14 protein-coding genes are annotated in these 16,671 nt (G+C 65.5%); 7 read left to right on the forward strand and 7 right to left on the reverse strand.

The genetic code is table 11. The features are described from left to right. Window positions 1-195 precede the first annotated feature (195 nt). From edd to HALZIN_RS0111195, 6 genes are all read left to right on the forward strand, one after another. Entirely contained in the window at window positions 196-2,052 is a 1,857-nt protein-coding gene (edd, locus tag HALZIN_RS0111170; protein ID WP_031384295.1) for a phosphogluconate dehydratase, read from the forward strand. After that, complete coding sequence (gene glk / locus HALZIN_RS0111175) at window positions 2,049-3,017, forward strand: glucokinase (RefSeq protein WP_031384296.1); 969 nt, start codon at window positions 2,049-2,051, stop codon at window positions 3,015-3,017. The genes edd and glk overlap by 4 nt, the downstream gene beginning before the upstream one ends. Continuing rightward, window positions 3,014-3,904 (forward strand): D-hexose-6-phosphate mutarotase, encoded by an 891-nt coding sequence (locus HALZIN_RS0111180; RefSeq protein WP_031384297.1) that lies wholly within the window; start codon window positions 3,014-3,016, stop codon window positions 3,902-3,904. The genes glk and HALZIN_RS0111180 overlap by 4 nt, the downstream gene beginning before the upstream one ends. Beyond that, window positions 3,901-4,776 (forward strand): aldo/keto reductase, encoded by an 876-nt coding sequence (locus HALZIN_RS0111185; protein ID WP_031384298.1) that lies wholly within the window; start codon window positions 3,901-3,903, stop codon window positions 4,774-4,776. Before HALZIN_RS0111180 ends, HALZIN_RS0111185 begins: the two co-directional genes overlap by 4 nt. A gap of 291 nt (window positions 4,777-5,067) precedes the next feature. Beyond that, window positions 5,068-6,756: a glucose-6-phosphate isomerase gene (gene pgi / locus HALZIN_RS0111190; RefSeq protein WP_031384299.1), complete on the forward strand. Its 1,689-nt coding sequence runs from the start codon at window positions 5,068-5,070 to the stop codon at window positions 6,754-6,756. After that, window positions 6,753-7,721, forward strand: a complete 969-nt coding sequence (locus tag HALZIN_RS0111195) for a carbohydrate kinase family protein (RefSeq protein ID WP_031384300.1) — start codon at window positions 6,753-6,755, stop codon at window positions 7,719-7,721. The genes pgi and HALZIN_RS0111195 overlap by 4 nt, the downstream gene beginning before the upstream one ends. A gap of 19 nt (window positions 7,722-7,740) precedes the next feature. On the opposite strand, the gene HALZIN_RS0111200 is transcribed toward HALZIN_RS0111195, so the two are convergent. From HALZIN_RS0111200 to HALZIN_RS0111215, 3 genes are all read right to left on the reverse strand, one after another. After that, window positions 7,741-8,403: an alpha/beta hydrolase gene (locus HALZIN_RS0111200; protein ID WP_031384301.1), complete on the reverse strand. Its 663-nt coding sequence runs from the start codon at window positions 8,401-8,403 to the stop codon at window positions 7,741-7,743. A 206-nt stretch (window positions 8,404-8,609) separates the two neighbouring features. After that, window positions 8,610-10,649 carry a glucans biosynthesis glucosyltransferase MdoH gene (mdoH, locus tag HALZIN_RS0111210; RefSeq protein ID WP_236254984.1) on the reverse strand — a complete coding sequence of 680 codons (2,040 nt, stop codon included), beginning with the start codon at window positions 10,647-10,649 and terminating at the stop codon, window positions 8,610-8,612. Then, on the reverse strand, window positions 10,639-12,327 hold the full coding sequence (locus HALZIN_RS0111215) for an OpgD/OpgG family glucan biosynthesis protein (RefSeq protein ID WP_035575319.1): 1,689 nt from the start codon (window positions 12,325-12,327) through the stop codon (window positions 10,639-10,641). The genes mdoH and HALZIN_RS0111215 overlap by 11 nt, the downstream gene beginning before the upstream one ends. Before the next feature lie 551 nt (window positions 12,328-12,878). On the opposite strand from HALZIN_RS0111215, the gene HALZIN_RS0111220 reads away from it, so the two are divergent. Beyond that, window positions 12,879-13,178 (forward strand): hypothetical protein, encoded by a 300-nt coding sequence (locus HALZIN_RS0111220; protein WP_031384304.1) that lies wholly within the window; start codon window positions 12,879-12,881, stop codon window positions 13,176-13,178. A gap of 133 nt (window positions 13,179-13,311) precedes the next feature. Here HALZIN_RS0111220 and HALZIN_RS0111225 read toward each other — a convergent pair whose 3' ends face one another. The 4 genes from HALZIN_RS0111225 to HALZIN_RS0111240 form a co-directional block, all read right to left on the reverse strand. Then, entirely contained in the window at window positions 13,312-13,557 is a 246-nt protein-coding gene (locus HALZIN_RS0111225; protein WP_031384305.1) for a hypothetical protein, read from the reverse strand. Between the two features lie 304 nt (window positions 13,558-13,861). Next, window positions 13,862-14,254 (reverse strand): DUF4168 domain-containing protein, encoded by a 393-nt coding sequence (locus tag HALZIN_RS0111230; protein ID WP_031384306.1) that lies wholly within the window; start codon window positions 14,252-14,254, stop codon window positions 13,862-13,864. A gap of 106 nt (window positions 14,255-14,360) precedes the next feature. Next, complete coding sequence (locus tag HALZIN_RS0111235) at window positions 14,361-15,671, reverse strand: pyridoxal phosphate-dependent aminotransferase (RefSeq protein WP_035575625.1); 1,311 nt, start codon at window positions 15,669-15,671, stop codon at window positions 14,361-14,363. 55 nt (window positions 15,672-15,726) lie between these two features. Beyond that, window positions 15,727-16,635: a MurR/RpiR family transcriptional regulator gene (locus tag HALZIN_RS0111240; RefSeq protein ID WP_031384308.1), complete on the reverse strand. Its 909-nt coding sequence runs from the start codon at window positions 16,633-16,635 to the stop codon at window positions 15,727-15,729. Window positions 16,636-16,671: the final 36 nt, after the last annotated feature.

Below are 16,671 nucleotides of genomic sequence, written 5' to 3' on the forward strand. Positions count from 1 at the left end.
TGGCCTCCTTCAAAGCAACGTGGTGGCGTGAACTCGCTAAGCGATCGCCTCTCGCGCGGCTGTTGGAGCAAGAGGCGATCATCATGAAATAATCCTACGCTTTATGCACAATCTGGCCCAAAGAATGACGACGTTCAAGTAAATTTTTTGGTAAATTTACACACATACTTATCTGACAGTGACTAGGGGTTGTCCATGGCTATCCACGACACCGTTTCCAGCGTCACCCAGCGCATTCGCCAGCGCTCGGCCGAGCGGCGCGCCGCCTATGAGCGTCATATGCAGGATCAGCACCGCCAGGGCGTGCATCGCGGCGAACTGTCCTGCGGCAACCTGGCCCATGGCTTCGCCGCCTGCGGGCCGCAGGACAAGAATCAACTGAAACTGATGAACAGTGCCAATCTGGGCATTGTTTCGTCATATAACGACATGTTGTCCGCTCACCAGCCACTGGCGCCCTTCCCCGACATGATCAAGGAAGCCGCACGCCGGATGGGCTCCACCGCCCAGTTCGCCGGCGGCGTGCCGGCCATGTGCGACGGCGTCACCCAGGGCCAGCCGGGCATGGAACTATCACTGTTCTCGCGCGACGTGATCGCCATGGCGACCGCCGTGGCGCTGTCGCACAACATGTTCGACGCCGCTCTTTACCTGGGTATCTGTGACAAGATCGTGCCGGGCCTGTTCATCGGCGCGGCGCGCTTTGGCCATCTGCCGGCGATGCTCGTGCCCGGCGGCCCGATGACCAGCGGCCTGCCGAACAGCGAGAAGGCTCGCGTGCGCCAGCTCTACACCGAAGGCAAGGTCGGTCGTGGCGAGCTGCTCGAGGCCGAATCCGAGTCCTATCATGGCCCCGGTACCTGCACCTTCTATGGCACCGCCAACTCCAACCAGCTGATGATGGAGATGATGGGCCTGCACCTGCCGGGCGCCTCCTTCGTCAATCCCAACACGCCGCTACGCGAGGCGCTGACCCGCTACGCTGCCGAGCAATCGATCCGCAACAGCGAGCCGGGCGGCAACTATCGACCGTTCTGGAAGCAGATCAACGAGAAGGCGATCGTCAACGCCATGATCGGCCTGCTGGCCTCCGGCGGCTCGACCAACCATACCCTGCATCTGGTCGCCATGGCCGGCGCCGCCGGCATCACCATCAACTGGGACGATTTCGCCGAACTGTCCGCGGTGGTGCCCAGCATGACCCGCATCTACCCCAACGGGCAGGCCGACGTGAACCATTTCCAGGCCGCCGGCGGCATGAGTTTCTTGATCCGCGAACTGCTCGATGCCGGCCTGCTGCATCGCGACATCGACTGCGTATTCGGCGGCGACCTGTCCGACTACACCCGGGAGCCGTTCCTCGACAACGGCGAGCTGGTGTGGCGCGAGGGCCCCACCGAGAGCCTCGACCCGGACGTGCTGCGCCCGGCCAGCAACCCGTTCTCGCCCACCGGCGGCCTTGCCGTGCTCGACGGCAATCTGGGCCGCGGGGTGATCAAGATCTCCGCGGTCAAGCCCGAGTTTCGCCGCGTCGAAGCCCCGGTGCGCCTGTTCAGCGACCAGAACGAGCTCAAGGCGGCTTTCGACGCCGGCGAACTCGACCGCGACGTGGTGGTGGTGGTGCGCTTCCAGGGGCCGCGCGCCAACGGCATGCCCGAGCTGCACAAGCTGACGCCCTATCTCGGCGTGCTGCAGGATCGCGGCCACAAGGTGGCGCTGGTCACCGACGGGCGCATGTCGGGGGCTTCCGGCAAGGTCCCGGCGGCGATCCACATGACCCCCGAAGCCTACGACGGCGGCCCGCTGGCGCGCCTGCGCGAGGGCGACGTGGTGCGCCTCGATCCCGAGAACGGCACGCTCCAGGCGCTGGTCGCCGCCGCCGAATGGCAAGCTCGCGAACCCGCCGCCACCGACATCGAGAGCTATCGTTACGGCATGGGGCGCGAGCTGTTCGCCGGTTTTCGCAGCCTGGTCGGCGGGGCCGAGGATGGCGCCGCCACCTTCGGCGGCTTCGAGGCCCGCGACGTCGACAAGGGAGGTCGTACCGCATGACGCGTCCGGCGCTGATCGGCGACATCGGCGGCACCAATGCGCGCTTCGCGCTGGTGACCCCCGACGCCTTCGACCTGCAGGCTATCCAGACCCTGCGCTGTGCCGACTACCCGACGCTGGAAGCCGCGGTGCGCGACTACCTGGCGCGTGTCGGCGCCGTCGGCGAGCGCGCACCACGCGAGGCTTGCCTGGCATTCGCCTGTCCGGTGCACGAGGACGACGTGCGCCTGACCAACAACGCCTGGCGCTTTTCCAAACGCCGGGTAAAGGCCGACCTGGCGCTCGAGCTGTTCAAGGTGATCAACGACTTCACCGCTCAGGCGCTGGGCATACCGCACGTCGACGCCGACCAGCTGGTCGCGGTCGGCGCGGGTCAGGCCGACGCGCACCGCGCCCGTCTGGTGATCGGCCCCGGCACCGGCCTGGGCATGGCCGGGCTGTTCCCCGGCCAGCACGACTGGATTCCGCTGCCCACCGAGGGTGGTCATGTCACCTTCGCCCCCACCGATGAATTCGAGCAGCAACTGGTGTCATTCCTGCGCGGCAGTTACGGTCGCGTGTCGGTGGAACGCGTGCTGTGCGGCCAGGGGCTGCTCGACCTGTATCGCGCCCACGCTCACGACGCCGGTATCGAGGCTCGCCATGACAGCCCGGCGGCGGTCACCGATGGCGCGCGCGACGGCGACCCCGTCGCCGAGGCGACGATCCTGCGCTTTCTCAAGATGTTGGGTGACGTCTGCGGCGACGCGGCGCTGACCTTCGGCGCGCGCGGTGGCGTGTATCTGTGTGGCGGTGTCGTGCCGCGCTTGCTCGACTGGCTGCCGCACAGCGATTTTCGCCGCGCCTTCGCCGACAAGGGGCGCATGAGCGACTTCAACGCCAGCTTGCCGGTGTGGGTGGTCACGGCGCCCTGGACCGGCCTGCTCGGCGCCTGCGAAGCCCTGCACAACCAGGAGGTTGCATGATCCCCGCAAGTCTGCGCCAACTGATCGATGACACCCACGGCCGACGCCGCGCCGAATGGCAGGGCCGCGAGGTGTGGCTGGCCAACGAGCCCTGGGGTGAACTCGCCGTCTCGCTGCAGGGCGCTCAAGTCCTTCACTATTTACCGTTCGCCCCCGAGACCGATGAAGGCTGGCTGTGGGTGACGCCGACGCCCCAGGCGCTGCCCGGGGCGATTCGCGGCGGCATTCCGGTCTGCTGGCCGTGGTTTGCCGACGAAAGATTTGCCGACGAATCGCCGGATGGCCAGGGCCCGATGCACGGCCCGGCGCGTACGGCCGACTGGCGACTCGATGCCGTCGACGAGCATCAGGAGGGCGTCGAGCTGCATCTGTCGCCGGTTGCGCGATTGCATCAGCAGCTGGTGCCCCGCGTGGTGGTCCAGGCCAACGCCCAGCGCCTGCATGTCGAGGTGATCACCGAGCACGTCGGTGAAACACCGGTCAAGTACACCGGCGCGCTGCACAGCTACTTCAGCGTCAGGCACTGTCATGAATGCCGTGTCGAGGGCCTGGCCGGCGCACGCTATCTCGATAAGCTCGAGGGCTTCGCCGAGCACGTCCAGCAGGGCGAGCTGGGCATCCGCGGGCCGGTCGATCGCATCTACCAGTCCAACCGCGAGGCGATTCTCGACGATGGCACGCGACGCCTGCGCATCGCCAAGCAGGGCAGCGACTCGACGGTGGTCTGGCACCCCGACAGCGCGCTGCCCGATGACATCCCCGCCGACGCCGGGCAGCGTTTCCTGTGCGTCGAGGCCGCCTGCACGCGGGTCGATCCGGTGTGGCTGGTGCCCGGCGCCCAGCACCTGCTGTCGACCACCATCAGCCGCGACGGGGACTCTGCATGAACGACCCGCTGACGTTCGACGTGCCCTTCCTGCTGGGCATGATGCGTCTTCACAACGCCTTTGAGCTGTCGACGCCGACGGCGCTGGCCGATTGGCTGGAGGCGCGCCTCGACGAGGGCCTCGGCTGGTTCGACCATGCCGACATCTACGGCAGCCGCGAAAGCGAGACGCGCTTCGGCGAAGCCCTCCGGGCACGCCCGGCGCTGGCGTCTCGCGTCCGCGTGGTGAGCAAGGCGGACATCGTGCTGCCCGGACTCGACGAGTCGGGCCACGCCGTCAAGCACTACGACACCACGCCCGAGTACCTCACCGCCGCGATCGACGCCTCGCTGTCACGACTGGGCGTCGAGCGCCTCGATCACTTCCTGCTGCATCGTCCCGATCCGTTGATGGAGCCTGCAGAAACCGCCGAGGCGCTGGACACCGCGATCGACGCCGGCAAGATCGGCGCGGCCGGCGTATCGAATTTCATGCCCGAGCAGTGGCGACGCCTGCAGAGAGCGATGCGTCACGACTTGCACGTCCACCAGCTGGAACTCTCGCTGGCGCATGCCGAGCCGCTGTTCGACGGGCTCTTCGATGCCGTGCTCAACGACGGCCACCAGCCGCTGGCATCGTCGCCGCTGGGCGGCGGCAGCGTCTTCGAGGACGTGCTCGGCAGCTCGCTGAGTTCATTGGCCGAGGAACTTGGCGTCAGCCGGGCCGGACTCGCGCTGGCCTGGCTGCGGCGCATTCCCGGCTCGCCGGTGCCGGTGATCGGCACGCTCAAGGCCGCACGTATCCAGGCGCTACTCGCCGACAGCAACCTGACCATCGACCGCGCCACCTGGTTCATGCTGCTCGAGGAGTCGCGCGGCCATCGCGTCGCCTGAACGTCGAGCCGATGACGCTTCGGCGAATGGCGGATTGCTCGTGACAGCGCCGCCTGAGATCATCGTGTGACACGATTCACTGCCGATACACGATGGACTATAGCAGCGCAGGCCCCTAGCGGGCGTTTACAAAACAGGCGAGCGAAGGCAAGACAAGGCAAAATCGAACGAAAAAACGGAGTTTACACGGAGTAAATGCGTATTTTGAGGACGATTTTAACGCTGTATGTCGAGCGCAACCCTTTTGTTAACGCCCTCTAATCAGATGCTGGCAATATAAGGACACGCCCCATGTTCCAACTCACCCGCAGCGTGACCTGGCAGGCGCTGCAACGTCTGTACCGGGAAACCGCCGATGACCGCATCCGCGACTATTTCGCCGCCGACCCCGCACGCTTCGACACGATGAGCCTGCGCGTCGGCGGGCTGTTTCTGGATTATTCCAAGCATCACATTTCCGATGCGGTGCTCGCCAAGCTGCTCGAACTGGCCAGGCATTCGGCGTTGGTGCAGCGCCGCGCGCAGATGTTCTCCGGCGACATCATCAACGTCACCGAAGACCGCCCGGTGCTGCATACCGCGCTGCGCAACCTTGCCGACGCGCCGCTGATGGTCGACGGCAAGGACGTGATGCCCGAGATCCGCAGCACTCGCGAGCAGATCCGCGACTTCTCCGAGGCCGTGCGCGACGGCAGCTGGAAAGGCTACAACGGCCAGCGCATCAAGGACGTGGTCAACATCGGCATCGGCGGCTCGGACCTGGGGCCCAACATGGCCTGCCGGGCGCTGCTCAAGTACCGCCATAGCGAGCTCAACTTCCACTTCGTTTCCAACGTCGACGGCGCGCACATCCAGAAAGTGCTGAGGACGCTGGACCCGGCGACCACGCTGTTCATCGTCTCGACCAAGACCTTCTCGACCCAGGAGACGCTGCTCAACGCCAAGACCGCGCGGCGTTGGTTCCTCGACAACGCCGGCGAGGATGCCGATCTCGGCGCGCACTTCATCGCCGCCTCGACCAACCGCCGCGCGGCGATGGAATTCGGCATCCGCGAGGAGAACGTCTTCGAATTCTGGGCCTGGGTCGGCGGGCGCTATTCGATGTGGTCGTCGATCGGCCTGCCGATCGCCCTGTCGATCGGCTTCGACGGCTTCATGGAGCTGCTCGCGGGCGCCTACGAGATGGATCAGCACTTCATCGAGGCGCCCTTCGAGCGCAACATGCCGGTGCTGATGGCGCTGATCGGCATCTGGTACATCAACTTCCAGGGCGCCGAGACCCAGGCCATCGTGCCCTACGACCAGGCGCTGCATCAGTTGCCGTCGTTCCTGCAGCAGCTCGACATGGAATCCAACGGCAAGTCGGTGGACATCTTCGGTCATCCGGTGGACTACAAGACCGGGCCGATCGTCTGGGGCCAGACCGGCTCCAACGGCCAGCATGCGTTCTTCCAGCTGCTGCACCAGGGCACCCGCTACGTGCCGATCGACTTCATCGCCTCGCTCAAGCCCGACGAAGGCGTGGAGGAGCATCATTTCGCGCTGCTCACCAACATGCTCGCCCAGGCCAACGCCTTCATGGAGGGCAGCCAGGGGGGAAGCCAGGAGCGCAGTCAGCTCGACCCCTACAGCTGCCCGGGCAACCGGCCGTCGAGCACGCTGCTGCTCGACGAGCTGACGCCGCGCAACCTCGGCGCGCTGCTCGCCCTCTACGAGCACAAGGTGTTCGTCCAGGGGGTGATCTGGAACATCAACTCCTTCGACCAATGGGGCGTGCAGCTCGGCAAGCGCATCGCCGGCGAGATCAGCGAGCGCATCGACGAGCGCACTCAGGACTTCGACGCCTCGACCCAGGGTCTGCTGGCGCTGATGCGCGAACATTTTCCGGCACACCGCCCCGCCGAGATGGCGGGCCGCGGGGCGGCCGCCAAGCAGACCGCGAAGAAGCCATCCACCAACCGGCAAGGCAAGCACTCATGACGCCCGTGATCGCCTTCGGCGAGGCCCTCGTCGACATGCTATCGAGCCGCCTGGGCGACGCCAGCGGCCCGGAAACCTTCACCCCCTACGCCGGCGGCGCACCGGCCAACGTCGCCGTGGCCTGCGCTCGGCTGGGCGTGCCCAGTCGCTTTCTGGGGATGGTCGGCGCGGATCGCTTCGGGCGATTCCTGACCACCGAGATGGCCAGCCACGGCGTCGATGTCTCGGGCGTGGTGACCACGTTTGATGCGCGCACCGCGCTGGCTTTCGTCTCCCGCGACGCCCACGGCGAGCGCACCTTCGACTTCTACCGGCCACCGGCGGCGGATCTGCTGTATCGTCTCGAACACCTGCCGACGGGGGTGTTCGCCGAACCGGCGATCGTCCATCTGTGCAGCAACAGCCTGACCGAAGAGACGATCGCCGAGACCACCCTGGCGCTGGCCGACATCGCCCAGCGCTCGGGCAGCCTGGTCAGCGTCGATGCCAACCTGCGCGCCAACCTGTGGCCCGACGGCCAGGTCGACATCGCTCGGGTCACCGCGCTGCTCGATCGCGCCCAACTGGTCAAGCTCTCCGCCGACGAGGTCGAGGCGCTGCGCGGCGATCATCCGGTGGACGCCTGGATCAGCCAGCGCCTGGCCGCCGGGGTGCGACTGGTGGTGATCACCGACGGCGCCGAGCCGGTGAGCGTGCAGCGTCTCGGCCAACGCTTCGAGATCGTCCCACCCGCGGTCCGGGCCATCGACACCACCGCCGGCGGTGATGCCTTCATCGGCGGTTTGCTGGCGATGCTCGCCGAGGCCGATGTCGATGCCGCCGGCTTTGCCGAGTGGTGCGATGACAGCGAGGGACTCAAGCGCGCGGTGCGGATCGCCTGCCGCTGCGGCGCGCATGCCGTCACCCAGCCGGGCGCCTACGCCGCGCTGCCCGCGCGCGAGGATCTCGAACGGCTCAAGCACTGAGCAGCCGGGGCCGGCGCGCTCAGCCCAGCCGCTGGCCCAGCCAGTCGCCGATCACCCCGATCTGTTCCGGGCATAGCGCGTGGGCCATGGCAAAGCGACGGTACTCGGCCGGCACACCCAGTTCACGGACCTTCTCATAGCCCGCGCGGCCCAGCTGTTCGGGAACCACCGGGTCGAAGGTGCCGTGATGCACGGCGGTGGGCAGGCCGCGATTGGCGGCTGCCAGCTGCAGCGAATCAGCGGTGGCGAAGTAGGTCGACAGCGCCAGCAGGCCGGCCAGCGGCTCGGGATAGCTCAGGGCCGCCTGGTAGGCCACCGCGCCGCCCTGCGAGAAACCGGCGACGACGATCCGCCGGCTGTCGATGCCGGCAGCTCGCTGGGCGTCGATCAGTTCATGAACATAGCCCGCCGAGGCCTTGAGCTGCGCTTCGTCGACCTCCCGGGAAAGATCCATCGCCAGAATGTCGTACCAGGCCGGCATACGCATTCCGCCGTTGACGGTCACCGCACGTTGCGGCGCGTGCGGCAGCACGCAACGTAGCGCCAGGCCCTTGGGCAGGTTGAGTGCCGGCAACAGCGGCGCGAAGTCGTTGCCGTCGGCGCCCAGCCCGTGCAGCAGGATCAGCGCCGCGTTGGCGGCGCTGCCATCGCGCGGCTCGATGATCAGTGGTTCTCGAGACATGCGTTCTCCTCACTCGCGGGTCATTGTGCGCCAGCCTATCATGCCGTCCAGCAACGATCAGAAGGAGCAGAAGCAGGGTATCAGCAACGCCGTGGCCCCGATCAGCGGATGATATCGGCACCCAGCCAGGTGGTGCCCGTCGGCACGAACACGGCGATGACGGTGGCGAGCGCTATCCAGGCATCGAGAGGCATGGCGATCCTGCCCTAAACATCCTGCTTGCCCGGGTACGGCGCGCCGCCCAGCCCCCAGGGCGCCCTCAACGACTGGATGGGCATCTCCTGGTGGCATTCGCCTGCCGGCAGCAGCGCCTCGACCGGGGTGTCGCCGACAGCGGCATGGGCCAGGTCTTGTTGCTCCAGGGCCGCCAGTCTCTTCAGCACCTCCGGCGTATCGACCTCGGCCGGGATGCACATCAGGCCACACCGGCGCAGCCGTTCGCCGCCGCGAATGCTGCTGGTATAGCGCAGCAACGGCGCCGAAAGCACCATGCCCAGCAATACCGGCGACAGCCACCAGAAGAACAGCGGCGCGTAGTAATAGCTGACCGCCCCCCAGATGATCCCGACCAGCGTCATCGCCCCGGTTCGCCGCCAGGCGACGCTCCACGGAATCAGCCGCCCGCCACGCACCTGGGAACTCCACGACACGGTGCGTCCGCTCAACACACTGATCACGAACCAGGCGTGAAACGCCATCATCAATGGCGCGATCAGCACCGAGAACACGATCTCCATCAGCGCGCTGACGGTCAGCCGCAGAGCGCCGCCGAAGTCGCGGCGACGCTGCTGCAGGCCGACGACGATGCCCAGCAGCTTGGGCAACAGCAGCATGATCACGGTGATCGCCAGCAACGAGGCGATCATCGCCACCCGCGACTCGGGCCATTCGGGGAACAGCTGGTAACCCGAGTTGAAGAAGCGCACCTTGGCCAGCGCATTGAAGACCGCATCCACGGTGCTCAGGCTCAGCATGATCAACCACAGCAGCGAGGCAACGTAGGCCAGCGCGCCGAGCAGAAAATGCAGGCGGCTGATGGGGTGCAGGCGCTTGGCGAACAGCAGCCGCAGGTGCTGCATGTTGCCCTGGCACCAGCGTCGATCGCGCTTGGCGTAATCGACCATGTTGCCGGGCAGTTCCTCGTAGCTGTCCTCGAGACCGGCGTGCAGGCGCACCTCCCAGCCGGCACGCCGCAGCAGCGCCGCCTCGACGAAATCGTGGCTGAGGATCTCGCCGCCCATCGGCGCCTTGCCGGGCAGCGACGGCAGCCCGCAGTGCTTGACGAAGGCCTCGATGCGAATGATCGCGTTATGCCCCCAGTAGTTGGCGGTGTCGCCCTGCCAGACGCTCTGCCCGGCCGCCAGCATGGGACTGTAGAGGGTTGCCGCGAACTGCAGGAAACGCCCGAACAAGGTGTTCGAACGCACCGGCAACGGCACGGTCTGCAGCAGTCCCAGGCGCGGGTTGGCCTGCATCGTCGCCGCCATTCTCACCAGCGTGCGCCCCCCCATCACGCTGTCGGCATCGAGAATCAGCATGCTCTCGTAGTGCTGCCCCCAGCGCGAACAGAAATCCGCCAGGTTGCCCACCTTGCGGCCGATATTGCGCTTGCGACGGCGGTAATAGAGGGTCAGGCCGGCCGGCAGTCGCCGACGCAGCGCGGCGGCGGCGTGTCGCTCGGCCTCGGCGACCTCGGCATCGGTGGTGTCGCTTAACAGGAAGACATCGAAAGCTGCCGACTTGCCGGTGTCGGCCAGCGACAGGCAGGTTGCTTCGAGTCCGGCGATCACCCGCTCGGTATCCTCGTTGTAGACCGGCATCAGCAAGGCGATGCGCCGCTCGGGGTCGAGGGCCTCGTCGAGCGGTGCGGCGCGCTTGAGCGTCAGCGGGTCGCGCTTTGAGAACACCACCAGGAACCCGGCAATGCCGGTCCAGAAAGACACCGCGATCCAGGCGAACATGCACACGAACAGCACCAGGATCGACAGCTCGAGCACGGTCAGGCCATTGGCGCGCAGGATGTCGAACATCATGTAGGCGCCCTGCAGGCTGGTCAGCAACGACAGGATGAAGAAGACCAACCGGCGCAGCCCCAGCAACGGCATGCGCTGGCGATCGCCCCCCCCTGGCCGGGCCTCGCTTGCGGCGCCCCCTGGCATGCCTTTCGCCCGACCCGCCTGTTCGACAACCGGCGAATCGGCATCGTGGTTCAGCGCCCGGTCACGGGAATCGTTTTCACAACACATCGGGATTCCACAGGTAGCTCCAGGTTTCGGTCAGTCGCCGACCACGCAACTGCAGTTCGAGCTGCATATCCGCGTTCTTGCCTTGGGTGGCCAGCTTGAAGGACGCACGCCACGTCTTGCCGTCGGGCAGCTGGCGAACCTTGAGCTCGCTGATCTTGCCCTGCGAAACGTTGAGATTGGCCTCGACCGGCTGCGCGGCAGCCAGGCTCGAGAGCTCGTCGCCACCGCGAAAGTCGACGATGAAGCGGCGCAAGTCGCGCGATGGCGGATCCGTCTGGTCGGGATTGGCCCCCCAGCCATTGCGGACCCTGACGACCTGACCCAAGGTATTCTCGGGTAGCGCCTTGCCGTAGGTGGAAATCTGATACTGATAACGACGCTGGTCGCCGGCACGGAACTCGGCGTCGGGCACCCAGTAGACAACGATGTTGTCGTTAATTTCCTTCTCGGTGGGAATCTCGACCAGCTCTACGCCGCCCTCGCCCCAATCGCCCTCGGACGGACGAACCCACAGACTGGGACGGTTCTGGTAATCGGCCTCCAGGTCCAGGTAGTGCTCGAAATTCCGGTCACGCTGCATCAGGCCGAAACCACGCGGCGAATTGTCCCGTAACTGGGTGACGTTGAGTGCCGGCGGATTCGACAACGGCCGCCACAGCCACTGGTTGCTGGACGTGTACATCTGCACGCCGTCGGAGCTATGCACCTCGGGACGGAAATCGTCGTAATACTGCTGGCTGTTCTCGCCGTAAAGAAACATGCTGGTCAACGGCGCGATGCCCAGCTTGCCGACGTTCTCACGGGCGAATAGCCGTGCATCGACATCGATGACGGTATTGTTGCCGGCATGCACGTCGAAGCGATAGGCCCCCGTCACGGAGGGGCTGTCGAGCAGCGCGAACAGCGTCATTTCGGCATCGTTGGGCTCGGGGCGCACCAGCCAGAAGGCACGGAAGGCCGGAAATTCCTCCCCCCCCTGCGTTGCCGTATTGACCGCCAGCCCGCGCGCCGAGACGCCGTACTCCTGCCCCCGACCGACCAGCCGGAAGTAGGACGCGCCGAGGAACGCCACGATCTCGTCCTTAACGTCAGGGGTATTGATCGGGTAATGCAGGCTAAACCCGGCGAAGCCCATCTTTTCGGGATCGATCCCGGCAACCAGCTCCTTGAGCGGTGCAGCGCCATTCTCGTAGTTGAACATCGCCGGGTCGAAGCCGATTTCGTCGATGCGCCCCCCCTTGAGCACATACATCTCGACCGGCTGGTCGTAGAGGAAGCCGGGATGGAAGAACTGCACCTCGAACAAGCGATCGTCGCGCCATAGCGCATACTCGTTGCGATAACGAATATCGCGATAGTCGCTGTAGCTGAGATTCTTGAGCTTGTCCGGCAACGGCGACTGCGGAGCGCTGTAGGCGCTGCCCGCCAAGGCCTTGGCACGCTCGATGACACGCTCGAAGAGTTTCTCGGGGGTCATTTCCGGCTCGGGCTGGGGTTGCTGAGCCGAAGCATCGGCCTGCCCGTTCGCAGCCGAAGCCTCGGACGAGCCGTTATCCTGCGGCGACGCGTCGCTCCCCCGTTCCTGCTGATTCTGATCAGCGGGTTGCTGCTCCTGGGCCTCGGCGACGGTCACCCCCAACGAGAGGCCGACCAGCACCAGGCATTGCCACACCTTCATGTGTAATTCCTCATTCCCTCAATGGACCAATGCGACCCCTCAGTCCTTGCAAACTCAGTCCTTGCAAACTCAGTCCTTGCAAACTCAGTCCTTGCAAACTCAGTTCTTGCAAACTCAGTCCTTGCAAACTATGCCGATTGATTTTTATCGGTGCGTCGATGCCATAGCATGAAACCCGCCACGCTTCGATGGTCAGCAGTCTGCCAAGCGTGGCGTAAGTTTTTGTATCATGATCTGTTGGCTTTGCTCGCCATCAATTTCGTGCTACTCGCCCCGTGGCTACTCGGCCATTCCACTCAGCCTATCATTTGTTAGTCGATAACGTCGGCCGGGACGTTACCTGGCTGACCTCGCGGCTGATTCAGCGGCTATCATCGCCTGCCTGTGGCGGGTCGACCAGGAGCTCGCCCGCATCCGCCCGCTGAAGCTTCCCTTCCGGGCTCGGCGAGCTGTGCCTGGCGTGGCTGGCCCCACCTGCCGACGCGTTTCGCGGCGATCGGCCTGCATGTCGTCAGCGCGATTGCTACCGCCCCTGTCCAGGACGGCCAGTCATGGCTGGCGCGCTCGCGTACACCAGTGGACTGTGGCTGACCAGTCAATTGCATTACAACCTATTGCTGAGCGCCGGCTATTCTACGTTGATCGACAATTTCCCCGCTACCGGCCATGGCATGTTGGCGATCTTGCCGGTGATCACGGCTCCCTGGCCGGCCGGTCGGCGTCTGAGTTATCAGCACATCCTCGTGCATGCAGTTTGCGTGGCCGAATCGAGCGATCGTGTCGCTCTGGCATCGGTGGATGCCGCGCGCAGACAACCGTCCGCCGCGGCGCCCACCCACAATCGCTCGTAACTCTCGCGCTATGTAACCGAGCGATAGGGACATCGCCAAGCCGCTGTATCGTACGACACTCCGACATTTTTCGCTTGAACGACCAACCTGAACGGCCCGCTCGCTGGCGCTTATGCGATCAAAGAGCAGAGCGTCAGGTGCGAGAAAATTCCGTGAGCAGAAACGCCTCGATCGCCTGACGCACCGAGGGCAACATCACATCGCGCTGCCGCATCAATTCGCGCACCGTATCCTCGAGTCCCGGCACTCCGACCTCGCGATGCTTGCACAGCGCCATGCGCGCGCAGGTTCGCGGGCAGGCATCGTCGCCCACTCGCACGCCGAGCGCCTGGATGCGCGCGCGAAAGTCATCGCCATCGATCAAGTCGACGATCATCATAATCGGCCTCCGTTATTGTCCTGCGCGTGGATCACCCGGTCCGCGACCACTCGAGCGAGCGCCACGCAGCATGCAGCGATATTCGCTCTCCACGAGGTCGACGACAATCCCTCGCCGTTTCCAGGCCTCTTGATGACGTTCATCGTCAGGCCGAGGTCGCGACAGGTCATGTCTAGAAACACGAAGCATAACCAAAGAAGGGCCGCCCCGGTCTAACCTGGGGCGGCCCTTCTTTATTCATGCCGGCATGCCACCGATTCAGCGTCGGTCTCGGCACATCGGCTACGGCTACGACGCGGTCACATTACGACTGACCGGCCATGCCCTGAACCTTCTTCATCAGCTCGGGATCCTGCTGAACCGTCTGACCGATGGCATTGAAGGTCTCGACGGTCAGACCGCTGTCTTCGACGACCGCAACCATCTTGTCGTTGGCTTCCTTACGGATCTCTTGTTGCTTGGACTGGTCTTCAGCCTGCTGCAGACGCTGGGTGTAATCCTGCGAGATCGCGGCGATCTCCTGCGAGGCATCAGCGAATTGCTGGAGCTGTTCGTCCGTGAAGTCTTCAGCGCTCGGCGCGGCCTGCTGGGTCTGCTGCTGGGCGGCATTATCGCCGCTTTGCTGAGCCATGGCCGGCGCGGAAACCATGCCGGCGCTCAGTAGCGAGGCAGCGAACAGTGCGGTGATCTTGCGCATGTAAATCTCCAAATACTTTTTCGAACGTGTGCTGAACTGGGACGACCTTAGTGGAGGGAAGGTTCCAATCTTTTTGTTACTAAATGTAAATATCCTGCCGGCCGACTCACTGATCTTCGAGCCAGGCGACGATCGCTTCGATCCCCGCTCGAGTCTGGCGCAGCGCTGGGGTTCCCAGAACCTCGCCGGAGCTGGCGAGCAATTCGCCGCCGTCGAAGTCCACGTAGGCGAGCCGCACCGTCAGTTGCTCCGGCGGGCAGCCGAAGGCACTGCCCGGCAGCAACGCAACGCCCGCCTCGGCGAGCAACCGCCGGGTCAGCTCGCCGCTGCTGGTGATACCTCGCGCCGCCAGGCGCTGGCGGTGGGCGGCGAAATCCGGAAACACATAGAAGCCGCCATCCGGGGCGTGTGTGCGCACCCCGGCGGCGTTGAGCCGCGCTGCGCACCAGCCACCGACTTCAGCGAGTACCGTGCGCTGACGTTGCAGGTAGGCGTCGAGCGCGGGGCTCGCGGTATAGGCGGTGATCGCGGCCTGCTGGATGGGGCTGGCGACGCTCGACCAGGTCTCAGAGGCGACACCGAGCAGGCGCTGGAACAACTCGCCGCCCAGCGCCGCGGGCAGGTGCGCCACACCCAGCCGCCAGCCACCGGCTCCGCACCACTTGGACAGCCCGCCGGTGGTCACCGTGCCTTCCGGATAGTCGCGGGCGAAGGCGCGATACGCGCCGCGATGATGGAGCAAGCCGTAGATCTCATCGGCCAGCACCACCACGCCATAGCGGCGCGCCACCGCGGCCAGGCGCTGCTGAGTCTCGGCATCGGGTGCCAGCCCGGTGGGATTGCCCGGTGCGTTGTGGATCAGCACCTTGAGCCGCTCGGGCCGCTCGCGGCAATGCCGTTCGAGCGTCTCGGCAGTGACTTGCCAGCGATGGTCGTAACTGGCCTCGAGACGCACGGCGCGCTGCCCGGCCATGCGCGCCTGCGGTGCGTAGGACACCCAGGCCGGCGCGGGTATCAGGATATCCGCCGTCGGCAGCGCCTTGATCAACGCAAACAACAGCAGTTTGCTGCCCGGACCGATCAGCACGCGCTGGGCGTCCCAGTAGGTTTCATCGACGCGACTCTGGAACGCCGCGACCCGTTCGCGCAGCGCCGGCAGCCCCTGCACCGGCAGGTAGGCCTTGTGCGCGGCGTGCGCGGCGAGCGCCGACACCGCGGGGGCGAACACCGGAAATGGCGACTGACCGAAGCCGAACTTGTAGATACGCTGGCCACTCGCCTCGAGCAACCGCGACTGCTCGTTGATCAGTAGCGTATCGGATGATGGCGTGGCCTCATCGCCATCGGCATAGCTTGCGAGCAAGCGAGCGGCGACGGGATTGCCGGATTCAACGGGAACATCGGTTGCGCGGGTCATGCGGGCCTCCTCGAAGGCACGGAACGGTAAATAATCGGAAAATACGGACATCGGCTCACTCGACGCCCAGCCGGGCGATCAATGCCTCGCGCCGCCGGATCGACGCCACGGCGTGTTCGCCGAGCCGCACGGCGACGCGCGACAGCAACAGCTCCACCAACAGGAACAGGCTGCTCATCGGGTTGAAGAAGAACGGCCCCTCGGCCGGCGCCACCAGCCGGCAGTCGGTAAGGCCCGCCAACTGCGAACGCGGGTGATTGGTCAGCGCCACCAATCGCGCGCCCTGCTCCACGGCCAGCCGACAATAGTCGACGCTGGTCCGCGTCTCGGGGCGAAAGGCGATGCCCACCACCAGATCGTCGGAATCGAGCGTGAGGGCCCGCTCGACGCCGACGCCGGCCTCGCCAGCGATCAAATGCACGTCGTCACGCAGGTAATCGAGGTAGTAAGCCAGATAATGCGCCGCGCCGAAGCTGGCACGCAGGCCGATCACCTGAACCCGGCGCGCGGTCGCAAGCCCCGCGGCGGCACGCTCGAGCATGGCGTCATCGAGTCCCTCGACCGCGGCCGATAGATTGGCCATTTCCTGTTCCCAGAGCGCCCGCTGCGCGCCGCCGGGACGCAACGTCGGCGTTTCGCCGAAATCCAGCAGCCGCTCGGCGCGCGTGGAATAGTAAGTGGCGCCGGAGAGATCTTCGCGGAACAGTGCCTGGAAGGTCTTGAAGCCGGAAAAACCCAGCGCCCGCGACAATCGCGTGAGGCTCGAGGGATTGACGGCGTGCTGCTCGGCGAGTTGCGAAATGGTCGATAGCCCGACGCGTTCGGGGCTGGCAAGCAACGCCTTCAACACCGTCTGTGCCCTGGCCGAGAGTCTCGGCGCGCCCTGATCCTGGCGGGCAATACGCGCAGCCAACGCCTGCAATTCGGCGAGGCTGACGGGCGGTTCAAGCGCTTTGGTGTCCATGGGTTCTCCAGAGTACTGACTGGCCAGAGTACTGAC

Origin of the sequence: Halomonas zincidurans B6, assembly GCF_000731955.1 — a bacterium.
GTDB lineage: Bacteria > Pseudomonadota > Gammaproteobacteria > Pseudomonadales > Halomonadaceae > Modicisalibacter > Modicisalibacter zincidurans.

Bases quoted from the DNA above. Each gene is read 5' to 3' on its own strand.
- HALZIN_RS0111225 (WP_031384305.1), bottom strand. From the start codon at position 13,557: ATGATGATCGTCGACTTGATCGATGGCGATGACTTTCGCGCGCGCATC.
- HALZIN_RS0111185 (WP_031384298.1), top strand. From the start codon at position 3,901: ATGAACGACCCGCTGACGTTCGACGTGCCCTTCCTGCTGGGCATGATG.
- HALZIN_RS0111215 (WP_035575319.1), bottom strand. From the start codon at position 12,327: ATGAAGGTGTGGCAATGCCTGGTGCTGGTCGGCCTCTCGTTGGGGGTG.
- HALZIN_RS0111180 (WP_031384297.1), top strand. From the start codon at position 3,014: ATGATCCCCGCAAGTCTGCGCCAACTGATCGATGACACCCACGGCCGA.
- HALZIN_RS0111195 (WP_031384300.1), top strand. From the start codon at position 6,753: ATGACGCCCGTGATCGCCTTCGGCGAGGCCCTCGTCGACATGCTATCG.
- mdoH (WP_236254984.1), bottom strand. From the start codon at position 10,649: ATGTGTTGTGAAAACGATTCCCGTGACCGGGCGCTGAACCACGATGCC.
- HALZIN_RS0111235 (WP_035575625.1), bottom strand. From the start codon at position 15,671: ATGACCCGCGCAACCGATGTTCCCGTTGAATCCGGCAATCCCGTCGCC.
- glk (WP_031384296.1), top strand. From the start codon at position 2,049: ATGACGCGTCCGGCGCTGATCGGCGACATCGGCGGCACCAATGCGCGC.
- HALZIN_RS0111240 (WP_031384308.1), bottom strand. From the start codon at position 16,635: ATGGACACCAAAGCGCTTGAACCGCCCGTCAGCCTCGCCGAATTGCAG.
- edd (WP_031384295.1), top strand. From the start codon at position 196: ATGGCTATCCACGACACCGTTTCCAGCGTCACCCAGCGCATTCGCCAG.
- pgi (WP_031384299.1), top strand. From the start codon at position 5,068: ATGTTCCAACTCACCCGCAGCGTGACCTGGCAGGCGCTGCAACGTCTG.
- HALZIN_RS0111230 (WP_031384306.1), bottom strand. From the start codon at position 14,254: ATGCGCAAGATCACCGCACTGTTCGCTGCCTCGCTACTGAGCGCCGGC.
- HALZIN_RS0111220 (WP_031384304.1), top strand. From the start codon at position 12,879: ATGGCTGGCGCGCTCGCGTACACCAGTGGACTGTGGCTGACCAGTCAA.
- HALZIN_RS0111200 (WP_031384301.1), bottom strand. From the start codon at position 8,403: ATGTCTCGAGAACCACTGATCATCGAGCCGCGCGATGGCAGCGCCGCC.